The sequence below is a fragment of the Serratia sp. CY76391 genome, assembly GCF_052166695.1.
In the GTDB taxonomy this organism is placed as follows: domain Bacteria; phylum Pseudomonadota; class Gammaproteobacteria; order Enterobacterales; family Enterobacteriaceae; genus Serratia; species Serratia nematodiphila.
This window is the reverse complement of record NZ_JBJNOJ010000013.1, coordinates 207,243-229,340: the sequence shown is the minus strand read 5'-3', so window position 1 is coordinate 229,340 and position 22,098 is coordinate 207,243. Positions and strand designations below refer to the sequence as shown.

Annotated in this window: 19 protein-coding genes; 2 read left to right on the top strand and 17 right to left on the bottom strand. The window is 59.4% G+C overall.

Annotated features, from left to right (window positions below):
- Nucleotide 1: 1 nt before the first annotated feature.
- Nucleotides 2–550 carry a YaeQ family protein gene (locus tag ACJ8PN_RS21905; RefSeq protein ID WP_004931995.1) on the bottom strand — a complete coding sequence of 183 codons (549 nt, stop codon included), beginning with the start codon at nucleotides 548–550 and terminating at the stop codon, nucleotides 2–4.
- 214 nt (nucleotides 551–764) lie between these two features.
- On the opposite strand from ACJ8PN_RS21905, the gene ACJ8PN_RS21900 reads away from it, so the two are divergent.
- Nucleotides 765–965: a YaeP family protein gene (locus ACJ8PN_RS21900; RefSeq protein WP_004931993.1), complete on the top strand. Its 201-nt coding sequence runs from the start codon at nucleotides 765–767 to the stop codon at nucleotides 963–965.
- Complete coding sequence (gene rof, locus ACJ8PN_RS21895; RefSeq protein ID WP_004931991.1) at nucleotides 952–1,215, top strand: Rho-binding antiterminator; 264 nt, start codon at nucleotides 952–954, stop codon at nucleotides 1,213–1,215. The genes ACJ8PN_RS21900 and rof overlap by 14 nt, the downstream gene beginning before the upstream one ends.
- Before the next feature lie 50 nt (nucleotides 1,216–1,265).
- On the opposite strand, the gene ACJ8PN_RS21890 is transcribed toward rof, so the two are convergent.
- The 16 genes from ACJ8PN_RS21890 to skp form a co-directional block, all read right to left on the bottom strand.
- Entirely contained in the window at nucleotides 1,266–1,580 is a 315-nt protein-coding gene (locus ACJ8PN_RS21890) for a c-type cytochrome (RefSeq protein WP_171455100.1), read from the bottom strand.
- Entirely contained in the window at nucleotides 1,580–2,911 is a 1,332-nt protein-coding gene (gene tilS, locus ACJ8PN_RS21885) for a tRNA lysidine(34) synthetase TilS (protein ID WP_442535220.1), read from the bottom strand. The genes ACJ8PN_RS21890 and tilS overlap by 1 nt, the downstream gene beginning before the upstream one ends.
- Before the next feature lie 56 nt (nucleotides 2,912–2,967).
- A complete protein-coding gene (gene dtpD, locus ACJ8PN_RS21880; RefSeq protein WP_411261641.1) occupies nucleotides 2,968–4,419 on the bottom strand; it encodes a dipeptide permease DtpD in 1,452 nt (483 codons plus the stop codon).
- A 68-nt stretch (nucleotides 4,420–4,487) separates the two neighbouring features.
- Entirely contained in the window at nucleotides 4,488–6,626 is a 2,139-nt protein-coding gene (gene cadA / locus ACJ8PN_RS21875; protein WP_004931982.1) for a lysine decarboxylase CadA, read from the bottom strand.
- A gap of 95 nt (nucleotides 6,627–6,721) precedes the next feature.
- Nucleotides 6,722–8,065, bottom strand: coding sequence for a cadaverine/lysine antiporter (gene cadB / locus ACJ8PN_RS21870; RefSeq protein ID WP_033639529.1), 1,344 nt, complete (start codon nucleotides 8,063–8,065; stop codon nucleotides 6,722–6,724).
- 370 nt (nucleotides 8,066–8,435) lie between these two features.
- The gene (cadC, locus tag ACJ8PN_RS21865) at nucleotides 8,436–9,983 is read right to left on the bottom strand and encodes a lysine decarboxylation/transport transcriptional activator CadC (RefSeq protein WP_442535219.1); all 1,548 of its coding nucleotides are present in this window, start codon (nucleotides 9,981–9,983) and stop codon (nucleotides 8,436–8,438) included.
- Nucleotides 9,984–10,072: 89 nt separating this feature from the next.
- Nucleotides 10,073–10,462 (bottom strand): VOC family protein, encoded by a 390-nt coding sequence (locus tag ACJ8PN_RS21860; RefSeq protein WP_015378887.1) that lies wholly within the window; start codon nucleotides 10,460–10,462, stop codon nucleotides 10,073–10,075.
- 107 nt (nucleotides 10,463–10,569) lie between these two features.
- Complete coding sequence (locus ACJ8PN_RS21855; protein WP_004931974.1) at nucleotides 10,570–12,714, bottom strand: lysine decarboxylase LdcC; 2,145 nt, start codon at nucleotides 12,712–12,714, stop codon at nucleotides 10,570–10,572.
- Between the two features lie 111 nt (nucleotides 12,715–12,825).
- Nucleotides 12,826–13,785 (bottom strand): acetyl-CoA carboxylase carboxyl transferase subunit alpha, encoded by a 960-nt coding sequence (gene accA, locus ACJ8PN_RS21850; protein WP_004931972.1) that lies wholly within the window; start codon nucleotides 13,783–13,785, stop codon nucleotides 12,826–12,828.
- A gap of 12 nt (nucleotides 13,786–13,797) precedes the next feature.
- Nucleotides 13,798–17,286, bottom strand: a complete 3,489-nt coding sequence (dnaE, locus tag ACJ8PN_RS21845; protein ID WP_442535218.1) for a DNA polymerase III subunit alpha — start codon at nucleotides 17,284–17,286, stop codon at nucleotides 13,798–13,800.
- Between the two features lie 77 nt (nucleotides 17,287–17,363).
- Nucleotides 17,364–17,957, bottom strand: coding sequence for a ribonuclease HII (rnhB, locus tag ACJ8PN_RS21840; RefSeq protein ID WP_015378890.1), 594 nt, complete (start codon nucleotides 17,955–17,957; stop codon nucleotides 17,364–17,366).
- The gene (gene lpxB, locus ACJ8PN_RS21835; protein WP_033632250.1) at nucleotides 17,954–19,102 is read right to left on the bottom strand and encodes a lipid-A-disaccharide synthase; all 1,149 of its coding nucleotides are present in this window, start codon (nucleotides 19,100–19,102) and stop codon (nucleotides 17,954–17,956) included. The genes rnhB and lpxB overlap by 4 nt, the downstream gene beginning before the upstream one ends.
- A gap of 3 nt (nucleotides 19,103–19,105) precedes the next feature.
- A complete protein-coding gene (lpxA, locus tag ACJ8PN_RS21830) occupies nucleotides 19,106–19,894 on the bottom strand; it encodes an acyl-ACP--UDP-N-acetylglucosamine O-acyltransferase (protein ID WP_004931964.1) in 789 nt (262 codons plus the stop codon).
- A gap of 3 nt (nucleotides 19,895–19,897) precedes the next feature.
- On the bottom strand, nucleotides 19,898–20,353 hold the full coding sequence (fabZ, locus tag ACJ8PN_RS21825) for a 3-hydroxyacyl-ACP dehydratase FabZ (protein ID WP_004931962.1): 456 nt from the start codon (nucleotides 20,351–20,353) through the stop codon (nucleotides 19,898–19,900).
- 160 nt (nucleotides 20,354–20,513) lie between these two features.
- Entirely contained in the window at nucleotides 20,514–21,536 is a 1,023-nt protein-coding gene (gene lpxD / locus ACJ8PN_RS21820) for a UDP-3-O-(3-hydroxymyristoyl)glucosamine N-acyltransferase (RefSeq protein ID WP_004931959.1), read from the bottom strand.
- Nucleotides 21,537–21,539: 3 nt separating this feature from the next.
- Nucleotides 21,540–22,037 carry a molecular chaperone Skp gene (gene skp, locus ACJ8PN_RS21815; RefSeq protein WP_004931958.1) on the bottom strand — a complete coding sequence of 166 codons (498 nt, stop codon included), beginning with the start codon at nucleotides 22,035–22,037 and terminating at the stop codon, nucleotides 21,540–21,542.
- Between the last annotated feature and the right edge of the window lie 61 nt (nucleotides 22,038–22,098).

Below are 22,098 nucleotides of genomic sequence, written 5' to 3'. Positions count from 1 at the left end.
GTCACACCTGCGCCCGCTGCCACTCGGCAAACTGGATTTCCAGACTATTCTGAGCATCGGACAGCCAAATAGTTCCCTCCTGCAGCGTCGCCTGCAGCGTCATGGTGCGGCTGGCCAGCGCCGTCAGCCGCGCCAGCTGCTCGTCGTCGAGGAAACGCACGCTCAGGTTCTTGTAACCGGCCACCTTGCCCTGCATTCCCTGCCACCACACGTGCGCGGCGCGCTCGCCGTAGGCGTACAGCACCACGCGCGGCGACTGGTTGCAGGCCTTGCGAATGCGCTTCTCGTCGGGCAACCCCATCTCGATCCACATTTCCAGCCCGTTATGGTCGTTGCGCTGCCAGATCTCCGGCTCATCGTCGGCGCTCAGCCCTTTGGTGAACACCAGCCGCTCGTCGGCATGGCAGATCCAGGCCAACAGGCGCAGCATCATGCGCTGTTCATTTTCGGACGGGTGTTGCGCCAGCGTCAGCGTGGCGTCGTGATAGAAGTGACGATCCATATCAGCGATATTGACCGCGGCTTTATAAATGGTTGCTTTCAGCGCCATGGGTGACCTCGTTATTATTCGGCGACAGTGTACTTGATCAGGGGCGAACGCCGCCAGCGCAGCCCGGCTCGGCGCAGAACGAAAGGCGTGTCGGGGTGCTGATAACTCCATAACAGCTGTGCTATAGTCGTCTAGGATAGGATAAAACTCCGAGAGCCTGCGCCTCATCGCGAGAGCGGTCTTGATGATGCAGAGGTTCTTAAGGGAGGAAACTGTGCAACAATACTGTGAGTTAGTACGCCGTACTTACGCCGAGATTGGCAGTGGAGATCTTGGCTACGTGCCTGATGCGCTGGCTTGTGCGTTAAAGGCATTGGACGATGTCGCAGCGAACGACGCGCTACCGTCCTCCGTTAGGGAACAGGCGGCCTTTGCCGCCGCTAACTTATTGGTGAGCGACTATGTTGATGAATGATGAGTACCAACCCATCAATTGCGATGACTACGACAACCTGGAACTCGCCTGTCAGCATAAACTTATTCTGAAGCTGGAGTTACGCGACGGAGAAGTGATCGAGGCCAAGGCGATCGACCTGCTGCAAAAGAAACGCGTTGAGTATCTGACCATCGAACAGAACGGCCAGCAGCGCGACCTGCGTCTGGACCATATCAGCAGTTTCAGTCATCCGGAAATCGGTACCGTGGTCGTCAGTCTGTCGGACTGAGCAGCGGTAACCCCATCCCAACAGGGCAGCCCAACGGCTGCCCTCGTCATTTAGGGCTTCAGGCTGGCGTAATAAGCCGCCAGATCGGCGATATCGTCATCCGACAATCCCGACACATAGGCTTTCATCACCTCGGCCTGGCCGCCGTTGCGCTCCCCTTTCTTATACGCCTGCAACGCGTGCTGCAGGTACATGGCGTTCTGCCCGGCCAGATTCGGGTACATCGGCACCGTCACCTTGCCCAGCGCGCCGTGGCAGGCCGCACAGGCGGCGGCTTTCCCCTGACCGGCGGCCGCATCCCCCGCCGCCAACGCCGGCAGGCTGAACAGGCCGGCGGCCAACAGCGCGATTTCCACAAACTTCATCATTGCTCCTCACGATTATGATTTTTTTTCCAGCGCAGCCGCCACGGGCGTTCGCCTTCCGGCACCTGCCCCGCCTCACAGACGAATACGCCCAGCGCGGCGATCAGCTGCTCATCATAATAAATCAACGGGATGCGTTCACGCTGCCAGGGAGGGATCCCCAGCTCCTGCCACAGTTTTTTTATCGGCCGCGAATGGGCGCGCCCCACGATGCGCACCGCGCCCTGTACACCGCCGAAACGAATGCTGATCCGCTGCGATGACAGCGGCGCACGCAGCACCAGATCGCCCTCACCGGCAACCAACTGCCCCAGCCCGTCCGGCAACGTCAGCGGCTGGTCAGGCTGCCAGGGCAGATGCACATCGCGCAGCGCCGCCAGCGGCGGCAACAGGTGCAATCGGCCTCGGAAACGGCGGATCTGATAGGCGCCGAGCTGCAGCTGCGGTTCGGCGTCTTCCCGGCTGAGTGCCACCTCCTCCCACAGGCGCTGTAGCTGCTCGCGCGCCGGCATAGTGACGTTAAACAACGCGATCCAGCGCCGCAACAAGGCGAAACGCCGTACCGGCGAACAGTCGGTCAGGCCGTCGATCGCCAATGAGCGATCCGCCGCCAACAGGCTTTGCAGCGGTTCCGCCAGCAGTTCGTCCAGCAGCTGCTCCTGCTCGGCGCACAGGCTGGCGCTGCGCGCCACCGCCGAAGCGAAGTGCGGCCAGCGCTGGTTGAGCTGCGGCAACACCTGCAAACGCAGGAAATTGCGATCGAAGCGCGTGTCCTGATTGCTGTCGTCATCTATCCAGCTTAAGGCGTGGCGCTGCGCGTAGCTTTCCAGCGTTTGACGCGAGCAGCCCAGCAACGGCCGCAACAGCAAGTGCTCGCCCAGCGTGGCGCGCGCCGCCATCGCCGACAACCCCGCCGGCCCGCTGCCGCGCTTGAGCGCCAACAGGAAGGTTTCGCTTTGATCGTCAAGGTGTTGGGCGGTGAGCAGCGCTTCTCCCTCCGCCAGGGCGGCGCTGAAGGCGGCATAGCGCGCCGCACGCGCCGCCGCTTCGATGCCGCCCTGGCGGGCGTCCACCTGCACGTGCGTCACCGTCAGCGGCACCTGCCAGTCGGCGCAGCGGCGGCGGCAATGCTCCACCCAACGGTCGGCAAAGGCGCTCAGGCCATGATGCACGTGCAGCGCACGCAGCTGCAGCGCCGGACGTTGGCGGCGCAACGCCGCCAGCAGATGCAGCAGCACGCTGGAATCCAGGCCGCCGCTGAACGCCACCAGCAGCCGCTGCTGCGCGCCCAGCTGGTCCGCCACCTGCGTCGTTAATTGATCAGTATCCATCGGTAGGCTTTGTCACTTCTACATAGCTGCACGTTAACCCCGCCTACCGCCATCAATCAAGCATTAACCGTCCGGGCCTGGCGCCGCGTCAGCAGCCACCAGCCGCCCAGCACCGCGATCACCGCCAGCGCGCATCCGGCCGCTCCCCAGCCGATCTGGGCGAAAATGCGGCCATACGCCTGCATCGCCGCCCCTTCGATGTGATCCTCGGCGGTCTGATTGGCGATGATGCCCGCCAGATAGTTGGCGATCGAGCCGGTCGCCAACATATAGATGCCGGTCAACACGCCGGTGGCGCCGGGGATATTCAGCCGGGTGATCTGCGCCATCGCCACCGGATCGATAAACAGTTCGGCAAAGCCCATCACCGCCAAACCGGCGATCATCAGCCCCATCGATCCCGGACCGTGCAGCCGCGTATTGAGCGCCATCAGCGTAAAGCCGACGCCGATCAACAGCAGACCGAAGGCGAACTTGCACCAGATGCGCAGCGTCCGGTCGCCCGCGCCACCGCCGCTCGCCAGCCAGGCCAGCGCCACGCCGCCCAGCATCACCGCGCAGGCGTTAACCGACTGGAACAGCGCGGTCGGCACCGTCCAGCCGAACCAGCGCCGGTCGACGAAGTGATCGATAAACAGGCTGATGGAGCTGCCGCCCTGCTGGGCAAAAGCCCAGAACAGCGTGCCCAGCAGCATCAGTACGATGATCTGCCACAGCCCCCGCCGCTGGCCGGCGTCCGCACGCAGCATAATGCGCGCCACCAACGCCACCGCCGCCACGCACACCAGCCCGAGCAAATAGCCGGCCCAGTCGCGTTCAAACAGCAGCGTGAAGAACAGCGGCGACGCCAGCAGCGCCGCCAGCAGCCAGCCCCAGTGCGGCAGGCCCAGGCTTCTGGCGCGCATCAGCGGCACATTGACGCCGCGGGTCTGGCGGAAATGGCGTCCGCCAAGCAGAAAAATCACCAGACCGGCGAACATGCCGATCCCGGCCAACGCAAAGCCGACGTGCCAGCCATAGCGCTCGGCCGCCAACCCACAGGCGATCGGCGCCAAAATGGAACCGACGTTGCCGGCGGCGTACAGCAGCGAGAAGCCCCCTTCGCGGCGCGAGTCCTGCGCCGGGTACAGCTCGCCCAGCAGGCAGCTGATATTGGATTTGAACAGGCCGTAACCGCAGATGATGATCGCCAGCGCCAGATAGAGCGACTGGGCGGAGACCGCGCTCAGGCCAAGCACGATATGCCCCAGGGTCATCAGCGCCGCGCCGGCGATCACCGCGACGCGGTTGCCCAGCAGGCGGTCGGCGAGCCAGCCGCCCAAAATAGGAGTGACGTAAACTAACGAAGCGTAAGCGCTGTAGAGATCGATGGCGTGGCTGTCGGTATAGCCGAGTTGGTGGGTCAGATAGAGGATCAGTAACGCACGCATGCCGTAAAAGCTGAAATATTCCCAAATTTGTATCGCTACGACATAGTAGATTGCGCGCGGCTGTGAGGGTGTTTTCATGGTGGTCTCCCATCAGTCGGTGAACGACAAAGGGGAAGCGCGAGCGCCTCCCCTGTTTTTGGCTGCGGTTATTTCGCCTTCAGCACTTTCACCCGATAACGTCCGTCCGCCTGACGGTAGGCGCCGTGAATGTCGGTTTCAAAGCCCGGATAATGCGCGCCGATTTCGCACAGCATCTGCAGGAACTCCAGCACCGGCCGGCTCTCTTCGGTCAGCATCTCACCCGGCATCACCAGCGGCACGCCCGGTGGGTATGGCAGGATCATGTTGGCGTTGACCTTACCGACCATCTCTTCCAGATAGACCTCTTCCACTTCGCCATGCAGCTCTTTCTGGAACGCCTGGTACGGGTTCATCACCATGGTTGGCAGCACTTCGAACGCGCGGTACATCAGGTCCGGCAGGTTGTGTTGCTCCACCAGGCGGTGAATGTTCTGCGCCAGATCCTGAATGCGCATGTTTTCATAGAAATCAGGCGCTTCCTGATACAGAGAAGGCAGCATGTTTTTCACCCGCAGGTTCAGGTCGAACGAGCGTTTGAAGTCGGTCATCGCGCGCAGCAGGCTGAGCGCCTTGGTTTTATCGATACCGATGCTGAACAGGAACAGCAGGTTGTACGGCCCGGTTTTCTCGACGATGATGCCGCGCTCGTCGAGGTATTTCGCCACGATGCTGGCCGGGATGCCGAACGGCTGCATCTCGCCTTCCTTGCTCATCCCCGGCGTCAGAATGGTGACCTTGATTGGGTCCAGATACATGTGTTCATTGTCGATGTTCTTGAAACCGTGCCAGGCGCTGTCGGAGCGCAGCGGCCAGCATTCCGGCTCATCGATATGCTCCGGCTGCCAGACGTCGAAGAACCAGCCGTCGGACTCGACTTTCAGGCGTTTGATCTCTTTACGGAACTTGATCGCGCGTTCGATAGAACCGTGGATCAGGCGCTTGCCGGCGTTGCCTTTCATCATCGCCGCGGCGGTTTCGGTCGAGGCCACAATGCCGTAGTGCGGCGAAGTGGTGGTGTGCATCATGTAGGCTTCATTGAAAGTTTCTTCGTTAATGTCGCCCTTCACGTGGATCATCGACGCCTGCGAGAAGGCCGCCAGCAGTTTGTGGGTGGACTGGGTTTCATAGATCACCTTGCCCTCCACGCGGCCGCCGCTCATGCCACACTTGCCTTTATAAATCGGATGGAAATTGGTGTAAGGCACCCAGGCGGAGTCGAAGTGGATAGACTTCACGTCCAGGGTGTTCTTGATAAAGTCGGTGTTGTACAGCAGGCCGTCATAGGTGGAGTTGGTGATCACCGCGTGCACCGGCCAGGTGGCGTTCGGGGTGTCCTTCACGCGTTTGGCGATGGTGGCGCGCTGGAACTCGCTCTGCGGAATACCGCCGAGGATGCCGTAAGCGTTGCGGGTCGGGCGGAAATAGATCGGCGTGATGTCGCTCATCATCATCAGGTGAGTCAGCGACTTGTGGCAGTTACGGTCAATCAGCACCGTGCTGCCCGCCGGCGCCGAATACATGCCGACGATCTTGTTGGCAGTGGAAGTGCCGTTGGTGACCATGTAGCTGCGTTCGGCGTTGAACACGCGAGAAATATACTCTTCCGCCTCTTTGTGCGGGCCGGAGTGATCCAGCAGCGATCCCAGTTCAGACACCGAAATCGAGATATCCGACTTCATGGTATTCGGGCCGAAGAAATCGTAGAACAGGCTGCCGACCGGGCTTTTCTGGAACGCGGTGCCGCCCATGTGGCCCGGCGTACAGAAGGTGTATTTGCCTTCGCGCACGTATTTGAACAGCGCCTTGGTCAGCGGTGGCAGGATGGTGTCGATATATTCGTCGGTATTCTGTTTGATCTTGGCGGCGATGTCGGTTGCCGCGCCGAGCGCATATTCGAAGAAGCGCACCTGCATGCGCAGATCGTTCAGGCTGACGTCCAGCGTCGAATAGGTGTTGGCGAATGCGTACAGCGGCATGTACTCGTTCAGTTGGCTGATCTCTTCGCACAGCTCCAGGTTGTATTTGTCCCAGTCGAAGATCACCCCACACAAGCGGGCGTTGTTCTCGATCAGTTTCAGCAGGTCTTCGCGATCGTTAGGGTAAACGATGCGGAAATCCAGACTTTCCAGCGCCTGATGCAGTTCACGGATAGGCTCTTCTTTAAAGTAGACACCCATGTGATTCATGATGGCGATAACGTTCATATGCATTTCTCCTGGCAAAGCAAGCCCCTTCCCGTCGCGGCTGACAGGTCGGAAAGAAAGGGGCTGGGTAAATTCAGTCGGTCAGCGGACGCGAATCAGTGCGCTTTGGCCGTGGTGTTTTCATCAACCGCCGCGGCGTTGGCAGCCTGGCGGGTATTCATTTTCCGGGCGTAGAACATCAGGATAATCAGGCTGATGATAAAGGTGCCGGACAGTTCGAAAGAGTTGGCGCCCATCAGCGCGATGAAGCAGAAGCCGCAGCCGCACACTGAAGCGATCAGGCTCAGCAGGTTGCGCACGTTGACCCCTTCAAAGCGGATCAGGTCTACGCAGGAGTAGAAGTAAGGCAGCATGGTCAGCAGCACCGCGATGCCGGTCAGCTCGCCGAACAGGTCGGAGGCTTTGCCGCCGGCGGAGCTCATCAGGGTGATCAGCACCATCAGCGCGGTCATTTTGCAGCCAGCCAGCAGCAGGCCTTTCTTCGGAATGCCGTTTTTATCCAGCTCGCCGTACACTTTCGGGAAGTTGCCGTCGTTGGCGGCGCGCACCCCGGCCTGGCCGACCAGCATCATCCACGAACCGAGCGAGGTCAGGCAGGCGAAGGCGGTGAAGGCGGAAACCATCGGTGCGGCCCAGTTGCCCATAATCGCCGAGGCGCTGATGGCGAACGGCGCGCCGCTGGCGGCCATTTCAGACGCCGGGAACATGCCGCTGATCACCTGGGTGGCGGCGATGTAGATGATGCCCGCCAGACCGGTGCCGAGCATGGTCGCCAGCGGTACGGTGCGTTTCGGGTTTTTCACCATGCCGGTGCTGACCGCCGCGGATTCCACGCCGATGAACGCCCACAGGCACAGCAGGATACTTTTGATGACCGCATGGCTGTCGGTGGTGCCGGAGGTGTTCCAGTTAGCCTGGTAGGTGGCGGCGTCAAACCAGTGCCAGCCGAGGGTGGCGGTCACGATCACCGGGATCAGCACCAGCACCAGGCCCAGGGTGGTCAAACGGCTGACCCAGGTTCCGCCCAGCATGTTCACGAAGGTGAAGACCCACACGATGGCGATACAGGCGATGCCGGCGGGCACCGGGTTGTTCAGCGCCGGGAAGAAGGTGGAGAGATAAGAAACGGCGGTAATGCCGATGGCCAGGTTACCGATCCAGTTGGCATGATAATAAAGCACACCGGTCTGGAAACCGAAGGCCGGGGAAATTTCACCGGCGTAGGCGATAGGGCCGCCCTGCTGTGGGTTTTTGGTGGCGAGGCGGGCATACACATAAGCCAGCGACATCGCCCCGATAATCGAGATCACCCATCCCCAAATGGCGATGGATCCGAGACTCGCCAGGTTGGCGGGCAATAAGGCAATCCCGCTCCCCATCATATTACCGGCGACCACGCCGGTGCAGGCAATAAGCCCTATTTTCTTGGGTGAAGCCATGGTCAGTTTCTCCTGATTTACGTTTCTTATAAGCCACGCACATAAATAAAAGATTTTAATGAGCCGGCTTGATAGTCAGGATGCTAACCATCGGGGGGAATAAAGTCCTAAAGATAAAGTGAGATTACGCTCATGATCATACAAATGATAACCTGAGGTTTTTCATTAACACATCAAGATAAAAAGACAGGCTAAAGAAAAGATAAACATCATTTAAAAACAAAAAGATGACAAGGTTAATAACGCATAACAAATGGCAAAAAAGAGATAATATCGCGCAGCAAAATAATACATTCATGCAACATGACTTCACCAATAAATAACGCCGCCATGATCCCCGAAGAATAAGGGCGGCGTGATATTGGGTTAATTATTGGCGCTGATAGTTATTTAAATAAGGCACTACGTTGGTCAATGACGTCTGGAATACGCCATTAGTGATCCAATGCAAGGTATCTTCACCGGGGCGCAGGTTGAACGCGGTAATATAAGAGTCCGCCGCCAAATGATTCTGCCCCTGCATTTCATACACCTTGCCCAGCAGCACATAATTCAGCCACGACATTTGCAATTCAATCCCCAGATCGATCGCCCGGTGCGCTTCGTCAATGCGCCCCTGCGTCAAGGCATCTACCGCCAGAACTTGCTGCATGATCGGCGTGTTTTTCAATTCGGGGATCGCCGCCAGATGGCTGATATCGGCGCGCAGTTGCCCCAAGGCCGGGCTGTCGAACGGTTGATAAGAATTGCGCAGCAGATCCACCAACGCTTTTTCAGCCAGCAGATAGCGGAAGTTCGGCGCGCTGTTAATCAGCTCGCTCAGCTGGGCGCTGGCGCGGGTCAACGAATCGGCGTCACCGCGGATCAGCAACTGATGCGCCTGGTAGAAACGCTGCAGCAACGGCCCGTTGTCGGGCAGCAACTGCGCCAGACGCTGCTCCAGCTGTGGCGGCCAAGGCTGCTTCAGCGCCGCGGACAGGCTGGCGAGGAAGTCGGTCTGGATCTTCAGCTGGTTATCGGCGGTGATGAAGTAACGCTTGTCCAACATGATCGAACTGTCGGCGTTATCCACCAGCCGCACGGAGAGGAAACACTGCTGGGCACGGTAGTGGCGCTGATTGACGAACTCGATATACAGCGACTTGCCCGAGTTGCTGGGGCCGGAATAGTTGTAGTTGGTCTGGTCGTGCACCAGGAAGGTCGAGTAAGTGTTCAACGAATCGGTAATCAGCTCGCTGACGCCCACCACATAAGAGAGCTGCGGCATCCAGTTGCTGCAGCTCTCGCCGCCCTGAATGCGGATATCGATATCGCGCGGGTTGAGCAGTACCGGCATGGTCGATACCGGCACGCGCTGCGACAGCGTGGCGATGCCGACAAACGCCACGCAGACGCTCAGCGCACTCAGAAACGCCAGCCACACCCAGAACGTCGAGCGGCGATAAAAATGCGGCTTCTTTTCGCCAGGCGCGCCGCTTGCCCGGCGCGGCGGTACATAGGGCGTATCCTCTTCATCATCGCTGCCGTCTTCCGGCTCATGCATAATCACCGCGATCTGCGGCACCGGTGCAATCGCGGGTTGTGTCTCCCCCTCTTCACACCAGATCACCGACGTCGCCAGCTTATACCCGCGCTTGGGCACGGTGATAATGTATTCCGGACTGTCGCTGTCGCCGTCTTTCAGGTACTTGCGCAGCTCTGAAATACATTGGGTCACCACGTGGTTGGTGACAATATTGCGCTTCCAGACGTTGTCGATCAGCTCGTCGCGGCTCAGCACCACGTCGGGATGCCGGGCGAAATAGCACAGCATGTCGATCAGGCGCGGTTCCAGCGTTTTCTGGCGACCATCGCGGCTGATGGTGTTGTCGGCAGGAGTAACCAGCCACTCCCCGACGCGAAAAGCAGGCTCTTGCATGGCGGAAATAACTCTGTAGGCATGTAGGGCAAGGGCGCGATCATAGCATAACCGCCCCCGGCTGTGGCCGCCGGGAGGCGATTAAGCCGTTAACTCTCGTATAATTCTAACGGTAAACCATCGGGATCGCTGAAAAAGGTAAAGCGGGATTGGGTGTAGGGATCGACACGCACCGGTTCGCAGGCAACGCCGGCCGCCTGCAGATGAGCGATAGCCTGATCGATGTCGTCGACGCTGAACGCCAGATGGCGTAGGCCGCAAGCCTCCGGGCGGCTGACGCGAGCCGGCGGCGAGGGGAAAGAAAACAGCTCGATGGTGTATTGCCCGTTGAGCGCCAGATCCGCTTTCCAGGAGCCGCGCTCCTCACGGTAGACTTCGCTCAGCAGGGTAAACCCGAGAATGTCGCAGTAAAAACGCTTGCTGGCGGCGTAGTCCGCGCCAATGATCGCGATGTGGTGCACCTGACGTAATGCCAGCATAGGAACCCTCCCCTGTTCATTCTGATGGGGCACGGTATCCAGCGGCGGCGATGCCGTCAATGAAAAAGCCCGGCTTATCTTGCCAAACCGCCGGGCGCGTTATGGCCTTATGGCTGCGGGGCTTTCAGCACCTTCACCAGATAGCACCCGTCTTCCGTCAGTTTTGCGCCGTGGATATCGGTTTCAAAACCGGGATAGCGCTCACCGATCGAGCATAGCATCAGCAGGAAATCGAGCACCGCACGGCTCTCTTCGGTGATCATTTCCCCCGGCATCACCAACGGCACGCCCGGCGGATAAGGCAGGATCATATTGGCCGCCACCTTGCCCACCAACTGATCCAGTTCGCAGGTTTCGACATTGCCGCGCACCTGCTCCTGGAACATCTGGTGCGGCGTCAGCTTCATTTCCGGCAGCACGTCGAACGCCCGCTGCATCAGGCCTGGCAGATCGTGTTGGCGGATCAGGCGATGAATGCCGGCGGCCAGATCCTGGATGCGCATATGGCGATAGAAATCCGGATCTTCGGCGTACAGATCCGGCAGCATGTTCTTCACCCGCAGGTTGAGATCGTAGGCGCGCTTGAAGTCGGTCAGGCCGCGCAGCAGGCTCATCGCCTTGGTTTTATCGATGCCGATGCTGAACAGGAACAGCAGGTTGTACGGCCCGGTCTTCTCCACCACGATGCCGCGTTCGTCGAGGTACTTCGCCACCAGCGCCGCCGGGATCCCCTCTTCCTCCAGCGCGCCCAGCTCATTCATGCCCGGCGTCAGGATCGTCACCTTGATCGGATCGAGGTACATATGATCGCGATCGGTCTGGCCGAAACCGTGCCAGTTGTCGTCGGGATCCAGCGGCCAGCACTGCGCCTCATCGATCTCTTCCGGCTGCCAGATATCGAAGAACCAGCTGTCGCTCTCCTCGCGCAGCCGCTGCACCTCTCGGCGAAAATGCAGCGCGCGCTCCACCGAACGGTTGATCAAACGGCGCCCCGGGTTGCCGCGCAGCATGGCGGCGGCGGTCTCCATCGACGCCACGATGCCGTAGTGCGGCGAAGTGGTAGTGTGCATCATGTAGGCTTCGTTGAAGGTGCTCTCGTCGTAGTCGCCCTTGATATGAATCATCGAGGCCTGCGAGAAAGCCGCCAGCAGCTTGTGGGTGGATTGGGTTTCGTAGAAAACCTTGCCGGGCACCCGCTCGCCGCTCATGCCGCTCTTGCCGTCGTAAATCGGATGGAAGTTGGTGTAAGGCACCCAGGCGGAATCGAAGTGAATCGACGGCACCTCCAGCGTCTGCTTGATGTAATCGGTGTTGTACAGCAGGCCGTCATAGGTGGAGTTGGTGATCACCGCGTGCACCGGCCAGGTGGCGTTCGGCGTCGCCTGCACCCGGGCGGCGATGCTCTCGCGCGTGAACTCGCGCTGCGGGATCCCGCCGAGGATGCCGTAGGCGTTGCGCAGCGGGCGCAGATAGATCGGCACGATATCGCTCATCATCAGCAGGTGGCACAGCGATTTGTGGCAGTTGCGGTCGATCAGTACCGTGCTGCCCGCCGGCGCCGAATACATGCCGACGATCTTGTTGGCGGTGGAGGTGCCGTTGGTGACCAGATAGCTCTGCTCGGCGTTGAAGGTGCGCGCGATATACTCTTCGGCCTCCAGATGCGGGCCGGTGTGATCCAGCAGCGAACCGAGCTCGGTAACCGAAATCGAGATGTCGGCCTTCAGGGTATTGGCGCCGAAGAAGTCATAGAACAGGCAGCCCACCGGGCTTTTTTGAAACGCGGTGCCGGCCATGTGGCCCGGCGTGCAGAAAGTGTACTTGCCTTCGCGCACATAGTTGAACAGCGCCTTGGTCAGCGGCGGCGTAATGGTGTCGATGTATTCCGCGGTGTACTGCTGGATGCGCTGCGCGATGTCGTCCGCCGCATTCAGGCCGTACTCGAAGAAATAGAGCACCATGCGCATTTCATGCAGGCTGACGTCGAAGGTGGAGTGGGTATTGATAAAGGCATACAGCGGCAGGTATTCGTTCAGCTCGTTGATCTCGCTGCACAGCTCCAGGCTGTAGTCGTCCCAGTCGAAGATCACCCCGCAGATGCGGGCATTGGCTTCGATCAGCTTCAGCAGGTCACCGCTGTTTTTGGGGTACACCAGCTGGAATCCCATGGCGGCCAGCGCAGCGTGGAGCTCGCGAATCGGCTCATCTTTGTAGTAGACGCCCGTCGGGCCCATGATGGCGATGATATTCATCGGCTGCTCCTGTCAGTTAACGGCCAAGTCTCTATAACACCACGAAAATCCGGCCGTGTGTAGCCAAAAAAAAACCGCCCGGAGGCGGTTTCTTGCAGCGAAGCACAGAACTCAGCAGTAGCCGTAGTTCATCAGGCGCTGGTAACGGCGGTTGAGCAACTCTTCGTCGTTCAGACCATCCAGATCTTTCAGATCGGCCAGCAGCTGCGCTTTCAGCGCGGCGGCCATCGCCGGCACGTCGCGGTGCGCGGAACCCAGCGGCTCCGGGATCACCGAGTCGATCAGCTTCAGCTCTTTCAGACGCGGTGCGGTGATGCCCATCGCTTCTGCGGCCAGCGGGGCCTTATCGGCGCTCTTCCACAGGATGGAAGCACAGCCTTCCGGCGAAATCACCGAGTAGGTGCTGTACTGCAGCATGTTCACCTTATCGCCCACGCCGATCGCCAGCGCGCCGCCGGAGCCGCCTTCGCCGATGACGGTGCAGATGACCGGCACGTTCAGACGCGACATCTCACGCAGGTTGCGCGCGATAGCTTCCGACTGGCCGCGTTCTTCCGCGCCCACGCCCGGATAAGCGCCCGGGGTATCAATAAAGGTGATGATCGGCATCTTGAAGCGCGCGGCCATTTCCATCAGGCGCAGCGCCTTGCGGTAGCCTTCCGGCGCCGGCATGCCGAAGTTGCGGCGGATCTTCTCTTTGGTTTCACGGCCTTTCTGGTGCCCGATGATCATCACCGGGCGGCCATCCAGGCGCGCAATGCCACCGACGATCGCTTTGTCGTCAGCGTAAGCGCGATCGCCCGCCAACTCTTCGAAGTCGGTAAAGATGTGTTTGATATAATCCAGGGTATAAGGACGGCGCGGGTGGCGTGCCAATTGGGCAATTTGCCAAGCCCCAAGATCGGCAAAAATCTTGCGCGTCAGCTCAACGCTCTTTTCACGCAGGCGCTGAACCTCTTCGTCCAGATTAATATCTAATTTTTCGTCTTGACGGCTGACTGCAGTCAGCGAGTCAATTTTCGCTTCCAGCTCTGCAATCGGCTGTTCAAAATCAAGAAAATTCAGACTCATAGCATTCCTATTTTAGTCAAATTCCAAGTCCACCTGCTCATTGCCTACCAACGTCCGCAAGTCGATCAACAAGCGGTCGGTGGGCGTCACGCGCCAGGTTGCGCCAAAACGCAGCTTGGCTCGCGCATCTTCCCGTTGATAGTAGAGATGCACTGGAATCGTCCCCGATCGATGGGGTTCCAACGACTGACGGAGACGGTTCAAAAGCTGGTCATCAATTTGCCTGTCAGTCAGCGAGATAGCAAGCCCGCGAGCGTATTTTTCCCGGGCTTCACTGATGTCCATTACCTCGCGGGCCATCATTTTAAGCCCGCCGCTAAAGTCATCAAAGCTGACCTGTCCACTGGCGATAAGGATACGGTCTTTTTCCAACAAATGCTGGTATTTTTCTAACGCTTCGGTGAATAACATCACTTCCAGACGGCCCGAACGGTCATCCAGCGTGCAGATGCCGATGCGGTTGCCGCGCTTGGTCACCATCACCCGCGCGGCAACCACCAACCCGACGGCGGTAGTCATTTTGCCCCGATCCGTCGGGTGCATGTCTTTCAAACGCTGGCCACCGGCGTAACGTTCGATCTCCTTCAGGTACTGGGTGATCGGGTGGCCGGTCAGGTACAGCCCCAGCGTTTCCCGTTCACCGTCCAGCACCACCTGCTCCGGCCAGGGCGCGATATTGGCGTAGGATTGCTCCACCTGCTCCGGCGCTTCCGCCAGCACGCCAAACATATCCACCTGGCCAATAGCTTCGGCTTTCGCATGCTGATCCGCCGCTTTCAACGCGTCGCCGAGCGAATTCATCAACGCGGCGCGATGCGGCCCAAGGCGATCGAACGCCCCGGACATGATCAGTTTTTCCAGAATGCGGCGGTTCAGTTTCTTGATGTCGGAGCGCGCGCAGAGATCGAACAGGTCTTTGAAGTAACCTTGTTCGCCGCTGTTGCGCGCCTCGATAATCGCCTCGATTGGCCCTTCCCCTACGCCCTTGATGGCGCCGATGCCGTACACGATCTCGCCGTCGTCGTTGACGTGGAAGTGATACAGGCCGCTGTTGATGTCCGGCGGCAGGATCTTCAGCCCCATGCGCCAGCATTCGTCCACCAACCCCACCACTTTGTCGGTGTTGTCCATATCGGCGGTCATCACCGCCGCCATAAACTCGGCCGGGTAGTGGGCCTTCAGCCACAGAGTCTGGTACGACACCAGCGCATAGGCGGCGGAGTGCGATTTGTTGAAGCCATAACCGGCGAATTTCTCCACCAGGTCGAAGATTTTCACCGACAGTTCGCCGTCGATGCCGCGCGCTTTGGCGCCGTCTTCAAAGCCGCCGCGCTGCTTGGCCATTTCGACCGGGTTCTTTTTACCCATCGCACGGCGCAGCATGTCCGCACCGCCCAGCGTGTAGCCGGCCAGCACCTGGGCAATCTGCATCACCTGTTCCTGATACAGGATGATGCCGTAGGTCGGCTCCAGCACCGGCTTGAGCGACTCGTGCTGCCACTGAATGTCCGGGTAGGAGATCTCTTCACGGCCGTGTTTGCGGTCGATGAAGTTATCCACCATGCCCGACTGCAGCGGCCCCGGACGGAACAGCGCCACCAGTGCGATCATGTCTTCGAAGCAGTCGGGCTTCAGACGTTTGATCAAATCTTTCATGCCGCGCGATTCAAGCTGGAACACCGCCGTGGTTTCCGAGCGCTGCAGCATGTCGAAGCTTTTCTTGTCGTCGAGCGGAATGGCAGCGATGTCGATCGGTTCCAGCCCGGTCTTGGCGCGCCGGGCGTTGATCATCTCCAGCGCCCAGTCGATGATGGTCAGGGTGCGCAGACCGAGGAAGTCGAACTTCACCAGCCCGGCGTATTCCACGTCGTTCTTGTCGAACTGGGTCACCGGGTGGTTCCCTTCGGCATCGCAGTACAGCGGCGCGAAGTCGGTGATCTTGGTCGGCGCGATCACCACGCCCCCGGCGTGTTTACCGGCGTTGCGCGTCACCCCTTCCAGCTTGCGCGCCATGTCGATCAGCGCCTTGACCTCTTCGTCGGCCTCGTAAATTTCCGGCAGCTGCGGTTCGGCGGCGAAGGCTTTCTCCAGCGTCATGCCAGGATCCGGCGGCACCAGCTTGGAAATGCGATCGACGAAGCCGTACGGGTGCCCCAGCACGCGGCCCACGTCGCGGATAACCGCTTTCGCCGCCATGGTGCCGAAGGTGATGATCTGCGATACCGCTTCGCGCCCGTACATCTCCGCCACGTGCTCGATCACCTGGTCACGCTTCTCCATGCAGAAATCGACGTCAAAGTCGGGCATTGAGACACGTTCCGGGTTCAGGAAGCGTTCGAACAGCAGATCGAACTCCAGCGGATCGAGGTCGGTGATTTTCAACGCATAGGCCACCAGCGAACCGGCGCCGGAGCCGCGCCCCGGGCCCACCGGCACGTTGTTGTCCTTCGACCACTGGATAAACTCCATCACGATCAGGAAGTAGCCAGGGAAGCCCATCTGGTTGATCACCTTCAGCTCTACGTCCAGACGCTCGTCATATTCCGGGCGGCGCTGCGCGCGCACTTCAGGATCGGGGAACAGGAACTCCAGACGCTCTTCCAACCCCTCTTTCGATTTGAGCACCAGGAAGTCCTCGGTGCTCATATCGCCGGTCGGGAACTGCGGCAGGAAGTATTCGCCGAGGCGAATGGTGACGTTGCAGCGCTTGGCGATTTCGACGCTGTTCAGCAGCGCTTCCGGGATGTCGGCGAACAGCTCGCACATCTCGTCTTCGCTGCGCATGTACTGTTGCGGGCTGTAGTTACGCGGCCGCTTAGGGTCGTCCAGCGTAAAACCGTCGTGGATGGCGACGCGGATCTCATGAGCGTCGAAGTCATCTTCCACCAGGAAACGCACGTCGTTGGTGGCCACCACCGGCAAACCGCGCTCGGTGGCCAGCGCCACCGCCGCATGCAGGTAGTTCTCTTCGTTCGGGCGGCCGGTGCGGATCAGTTCCAGATAGTAACAGTCAGGGAAATGCTGCTGGTAGAAATCAAGACACTGATCCACCTGCGCCTGGTTGCCGCGCAGCAGAAACTTGCCGACGTCGCCCTGACGCGCACCGGAGAGCAGGATCAGCCCTTCGCGATGTTCAATCAGCCAGTCGCGATCGATAGTCGGGCCGGCGGCGCCGTAGCCGCGCTGATAGGCGCGGGAAATCAGCAGCGTCAGGTTCTGGTAGCCTTCGTTGTTGCTGGCCAGCACCGTCAACTGAGCCAGTTCATCGCCCAGCTCTTCGCTTTGCACATGGAAATCCGCGCCGATGATCGGTTTGATCCCGGCGCCGTGCGCGCTGCCGTAGAATTTCACCAGCCCGCACAGGTTGGTGAAATCGGTGATTGCCAGTGCAGGCATGGCTAACGCGGCGGCTCTTTTCACCAGCGGCGCCGTCTTGGCCAATCCATCAATCATGGAGTAGTCACTGTGGACGCGCAGGTGAATAAAACGAGGTTCGGCCATCTCCAGATACCTGATTGAAGGGGCTCAGCGTGCTGAGCCCGGGTTAATGCTATCGTCGAGCCGGTCAGGCTCGCAGACTACAGCGCCAGCGCTCTTTTCACCGGCGCGAAACTGCGGCGATGATGCTCGGTGGCGCCCAGCGCGGCCAGCCGCTCCAGGTGGAAGGCGGTCGGGTAGCCTTTATGCTGCGCAAAACCGTAGTCCGGGTACTCGCTGTCCAGCTCGGCCATTTCGCGATCGCGCGTGACCTTCGCCAGAATGGACGCCGCGCTGATCTCCGCCACGCGGCTGTCGCCCTTCACCACCGCCTGCGAACGCATCGGCAAGCTCGGGCAACGGTTACCGTCGATTAAAACCATGTCCGGCGCGATATGCAACCCGGCCACCGCGCGCTGCATCGCCAACATGGTGGCGTGCAAAATGTTCAGTTGGTCGATTTCCGCCGGTTCGGCGCGCCCCAGGCTCCAGGAGAGCGCCTTGGCGACGATTTCGTCATACAGCGCCAGGCGGCGTTTTTCACTGAGCTTTTTAGAGTCCGCCAGCCCGACGATCGGCTGCGCCGGATCGAGGATCACGGCGGCGGTGACCACCGCGCCGACCAACGGGCCACGGCCCACTTCATCCACACCGGCAATCAGCGTGGCAGCGGGATAGATAAAGGGTTCAATCATGCTTTCGCCAGCTCCAACACAGCCTGAGCGGCCTGTTCGTCCGCACCGCAACGGATGCTTTGGTGCAAGGTAAGGAAAGTGTGTTTCAACGCTTCGGTTTCCGGGCTCTCTTCCAGCAGCGGCATCACGGCGGCGGCCAGTTTGTCCGGCACGCAGTCATGCTGCAACAGCTCGGTGACGATCTCGCGCCCCGCCAGCAGATTCGGCAGCGAAACGTAAGGCGTTTTTACCAGCTTCTGCGCCAGCCAGAAAGTGAACGGTTTCATGCGATAGCCCACCACCATCGGGCACTTGGCCAGCATGCACTCCAGCGCCGCCGTACCGGATGCCAGCAGCGCCGCGTCGCTGGCGATCATCGCTTCGCGCCCCTGCCCATTCAGCAGGTGTACGGTCAAATCCGGTGCAACCTCGGCCTTGATGCGCTCAAACTGCTCGCGCCGTTTGGCGTTGACCAGCGGCACCACCACTTCCAGCTCGGGATAACGGGTGCGCAGCAGCTGCGCGGTTTTGAGGAAATCGGCGCTCAGCATCTCGACTTCGGCGCCGCGGCTGCCCGGCAGCAAGGCCAGACAGCGCGCCTGCGGAGCGATGCCAAGCTGAGCGCGCGCCGCCAGCCGGTCGGGTTGCAACGGCATGGCGTCCGCCATGGTGTGGCCAATAAACCGGCAAGGCACGTTGAAACGATCGTAAAACGCTTTTTCGAAAGGGAGAAAGGCCAGCACCAGATCGGTGGCTTTGCCTATTTTGAAAACGCGCTTTTGTCGCCAGGCCCACACGGAAGGGCTGACATAGTGGATGGTGCGGATACCGCGCTGCTTGAGGCGGCCTTCCAGCGTGATGTTGAAGTCCGGCGCGTCGATGCCGACAAACACGTCCGGCCGCAGCTCACCGAAGCGGCGGGTAAGATCCTTGCGGATCTTCAACAGGCGTGGCAAACGCTCGAGCACTTCCACCACGCCCATGACCGCCAGCTCTTCCATTTCGTACCAGGCTTCGCAGCCTTCGGCCTGCATCAGCGGGCCGGCGACGCCTACGAAACGCGCGTCGGGGATCTGCGCCTTGAGCGCACGGATCAAGCCGGCGCCGAGAATGTCACCGGAGGTTTCTCCGGCGACCAGTCCGATAGTCAATGGACGATTCGACATAACTCAGCGAATGATGCCACGGGTGGAACGGGTGAAGAAATCGAGGTATTGCTGCACCACCGGCTGTTCTTTGGCCAGGGCTTCGATTTCCGCTTTCGCTTCATCCAGCGTTTTCTCGCTGCGATACAGGATTTTGTAGGCGTTGCGGATTGCCTGCATTTCATCCTTGTCAAAACCGCGGCGCTTCAGGCCGACCGCGTTGACGCCGAACGGCGTAGCGTGGTTGCCCTGAGCGATGACGAAAGGAGGCACGTCCTGAGCGACACCGGAACAACCGCCTACCATCACATGCGCGCCGATAATGCAGAACTGGTGGATCGCCGTCATGCCGCCGATGATGGCGTGATCGTCGATTTCCACATGCCCCGCCAGCGTGGCGTTGTTGGCCAGCACGCAAGCATTGCCGACCACGCAATCGTGGGCGACGTGCACGTTGACCATCAGCAGGTTGTCGTTGCCCACTTTAGTCAGGCCGGTACCCTGCGCGGTGCCGCGATGAATGGTCACGCTTTCGCGGATGCGGTTGCGATCGCCCACTTCAACGCGCGTCGGTTCGCCCGCGTATTTCAGATCCTGATTCACTTCGCCGATAGAGGCGAACTGATAAATCTGATTATCGCAGCCAATCTTGGTAATGCCGTTCACCACCACGTGGGATTTCAGCACCGTGCCGGCGCCGATTTCCACCTGGGAGCCGACGTAGCAGAAAGGGCCGATATGCACGTTGGCGCCGATCACGGCGCCTTCTTCGACTATCGCGCTAGGATGGATAAAGGCGGTTTGGTCAATCACGGATTAAGCCTCCCGGCTGCGGGCACACATCATGGTTGCTTCGCAGACAATTTTACCGTCAACGGTCGCCACGCCTTTGAAGCGAGTCAGACCGCGGCGAGTTTTCTCGAAGGTGACTTCCATGACCATCTGATCGCCTGGCACCACAGGGCGCTTGAAGCGTGCTTCGTCGATACCGGCGAAGTAATACAGCTCGCCCGGCTCCAGTTTGCCGACGCTTTTAAACGCCAGAATACCGGTGGCCTGCGCCATGGCTTCCAGGATCAATACGCCTGGGAAAATCGGTTTGCCAGGGAAATGGCCCTGGAAAAACGGTTCATTCACCGATACGTTCTTCACCGCACGCAGATATTTGTGCTCTTCAAACTCGAGGACGCGGTCGACCAGCAAGAACGGGTAACGGTGAGGAAGCAGATCCAAAATTTCTGCAATATCCAGAGTATGAGTGTCAGTAGTCAAAATACTCTTCCTGTCTCTAAAAACTGATGGCATCAACAACACGGCCTGCGCTGACCCCAAAAGGAGATCATCATGCAGGCCGCAAATTAACATCTCTTTGCGCTTTTGGTCTCACGACCAACGCGTTTCGTTTTGTACCCGCCAGGGCGGGCGGCAATGATTAGTCTTTTCCGACTTTACGTTCGACAGCTTTCAAGCGTTTGCTGATCTCATCGATATTCATCACCAACGCAGCGGTTTTACGCCAAACCTTGTTAGGCTGCAACGGAATGCCCGAAGAGTATACCCCAGGTTCGGTGATTGGTCGCATAACCATTCCCATTCCGGTAACAACAACCTTGTCGGCAATCTCCATGTGACCGTTGATCACGCTGGCACCGCCGATCTGGCAGTAGCGGCCGATTTTCAGGCTGCCGGCCATGATCACACCGCCGGCGACGGCGGTATTGTCGCCAATCACGACGTTATGTGCAATCTGGCATTGGTTGTCGATGATAACACCATTCCCGATTTGGGTGTTATCCAAAGCGCCGCGGTCAATGGTGGTGCAAGCGCCGATTTCGACGCGATCGCCGATAATCACCGTGCCCAACTGAGGGATTTTGATCCATTCGCCGCGCTCGTTCGCATAGCCGAAACCGTCCGCGCCGATCACGGTGCCGGACTGGATCAGGCAGCGCTGGCCGATTTCAACCGCATGATAAATTGTGACATTCGCCCACAGACGCGTTCCCGCGCCGATGCGTGCGTGTTTGCCGATGAAGCAGCCCGGGCCGATAACCACGTTATCGCCAAGCACCGCACCCGACTCAATCACCGCGTTCGCCCCAATGGCGACGTTCTGCCCCAGCTGCGCTTCAGGCGAGATCACCGCGCTTGGCGCGATATCCTGTGCTGGTGCCGGCGTAGTGTCCATCAGTTGCGCCATGCGCGCGTAGGTCAGATAAGGGTTTTTAACCACCAGCGCCGCAGCACGGCAGTGTGGTAAATCCGCTTCGGTAAGCACCACGGCGCTTGCCTGGCAGGAAGACAGCTGCTCTTGATAGCGGCTGTTTGACAAAAACGTGATTTGGCCAGGCTGTGCCGAATGCATAGAAGCAATGCCGGTGATGACGAGATCGCCATCACCGTGCAATTGTGCATCCAACTGCTGCGCTAAATCAGCCAGTCGAATTGAAAGCATGTGTTATTTAACCTGTTTCAGCACGTCAGCAGTGATATCTTTGGAAGAGTCTGCATAGGCAACGGCGTTGGCGTCGATCACCACGTCATAACCGCCTTTGCTGGCGACAGATTTCACCGCGTCCTGAATACGGCTCAGGATCTTGTTACGTTCTTCCATCTGGCGACGGCGGTTATCCTGCTCGAAAGCCTGGGCTTTCTGAGAGAACTGCTCGCGTTGCGCCATCACGTCTTTTTCCAACTTGCTGCGGTCGCTGGCTTTCATGGTAGCGCCGTCACGCTGCAGACGTTGCATTTTGGTCTGCAGGCTACGTTCCATGTTCTGGAGTTCGCTTGCACGGCCTTTAAACTCGTTTTCCAGCTGTTTAGCGACCGCTTCGCGGGCCGGCAGCTGTTGGAAAATGCTGGAGACGTTAACGACAGCGATCTTATCTGCTGCCTGAACGCCAGCTGAAGCAGCCATTGCTAAACCGAGGCCTGCGGCACACAACCACTTTTTCACTATAAACTCCTTACCATCACCCATTTGTGTCATATGACACTGAAGTACACAATTTGCCAGA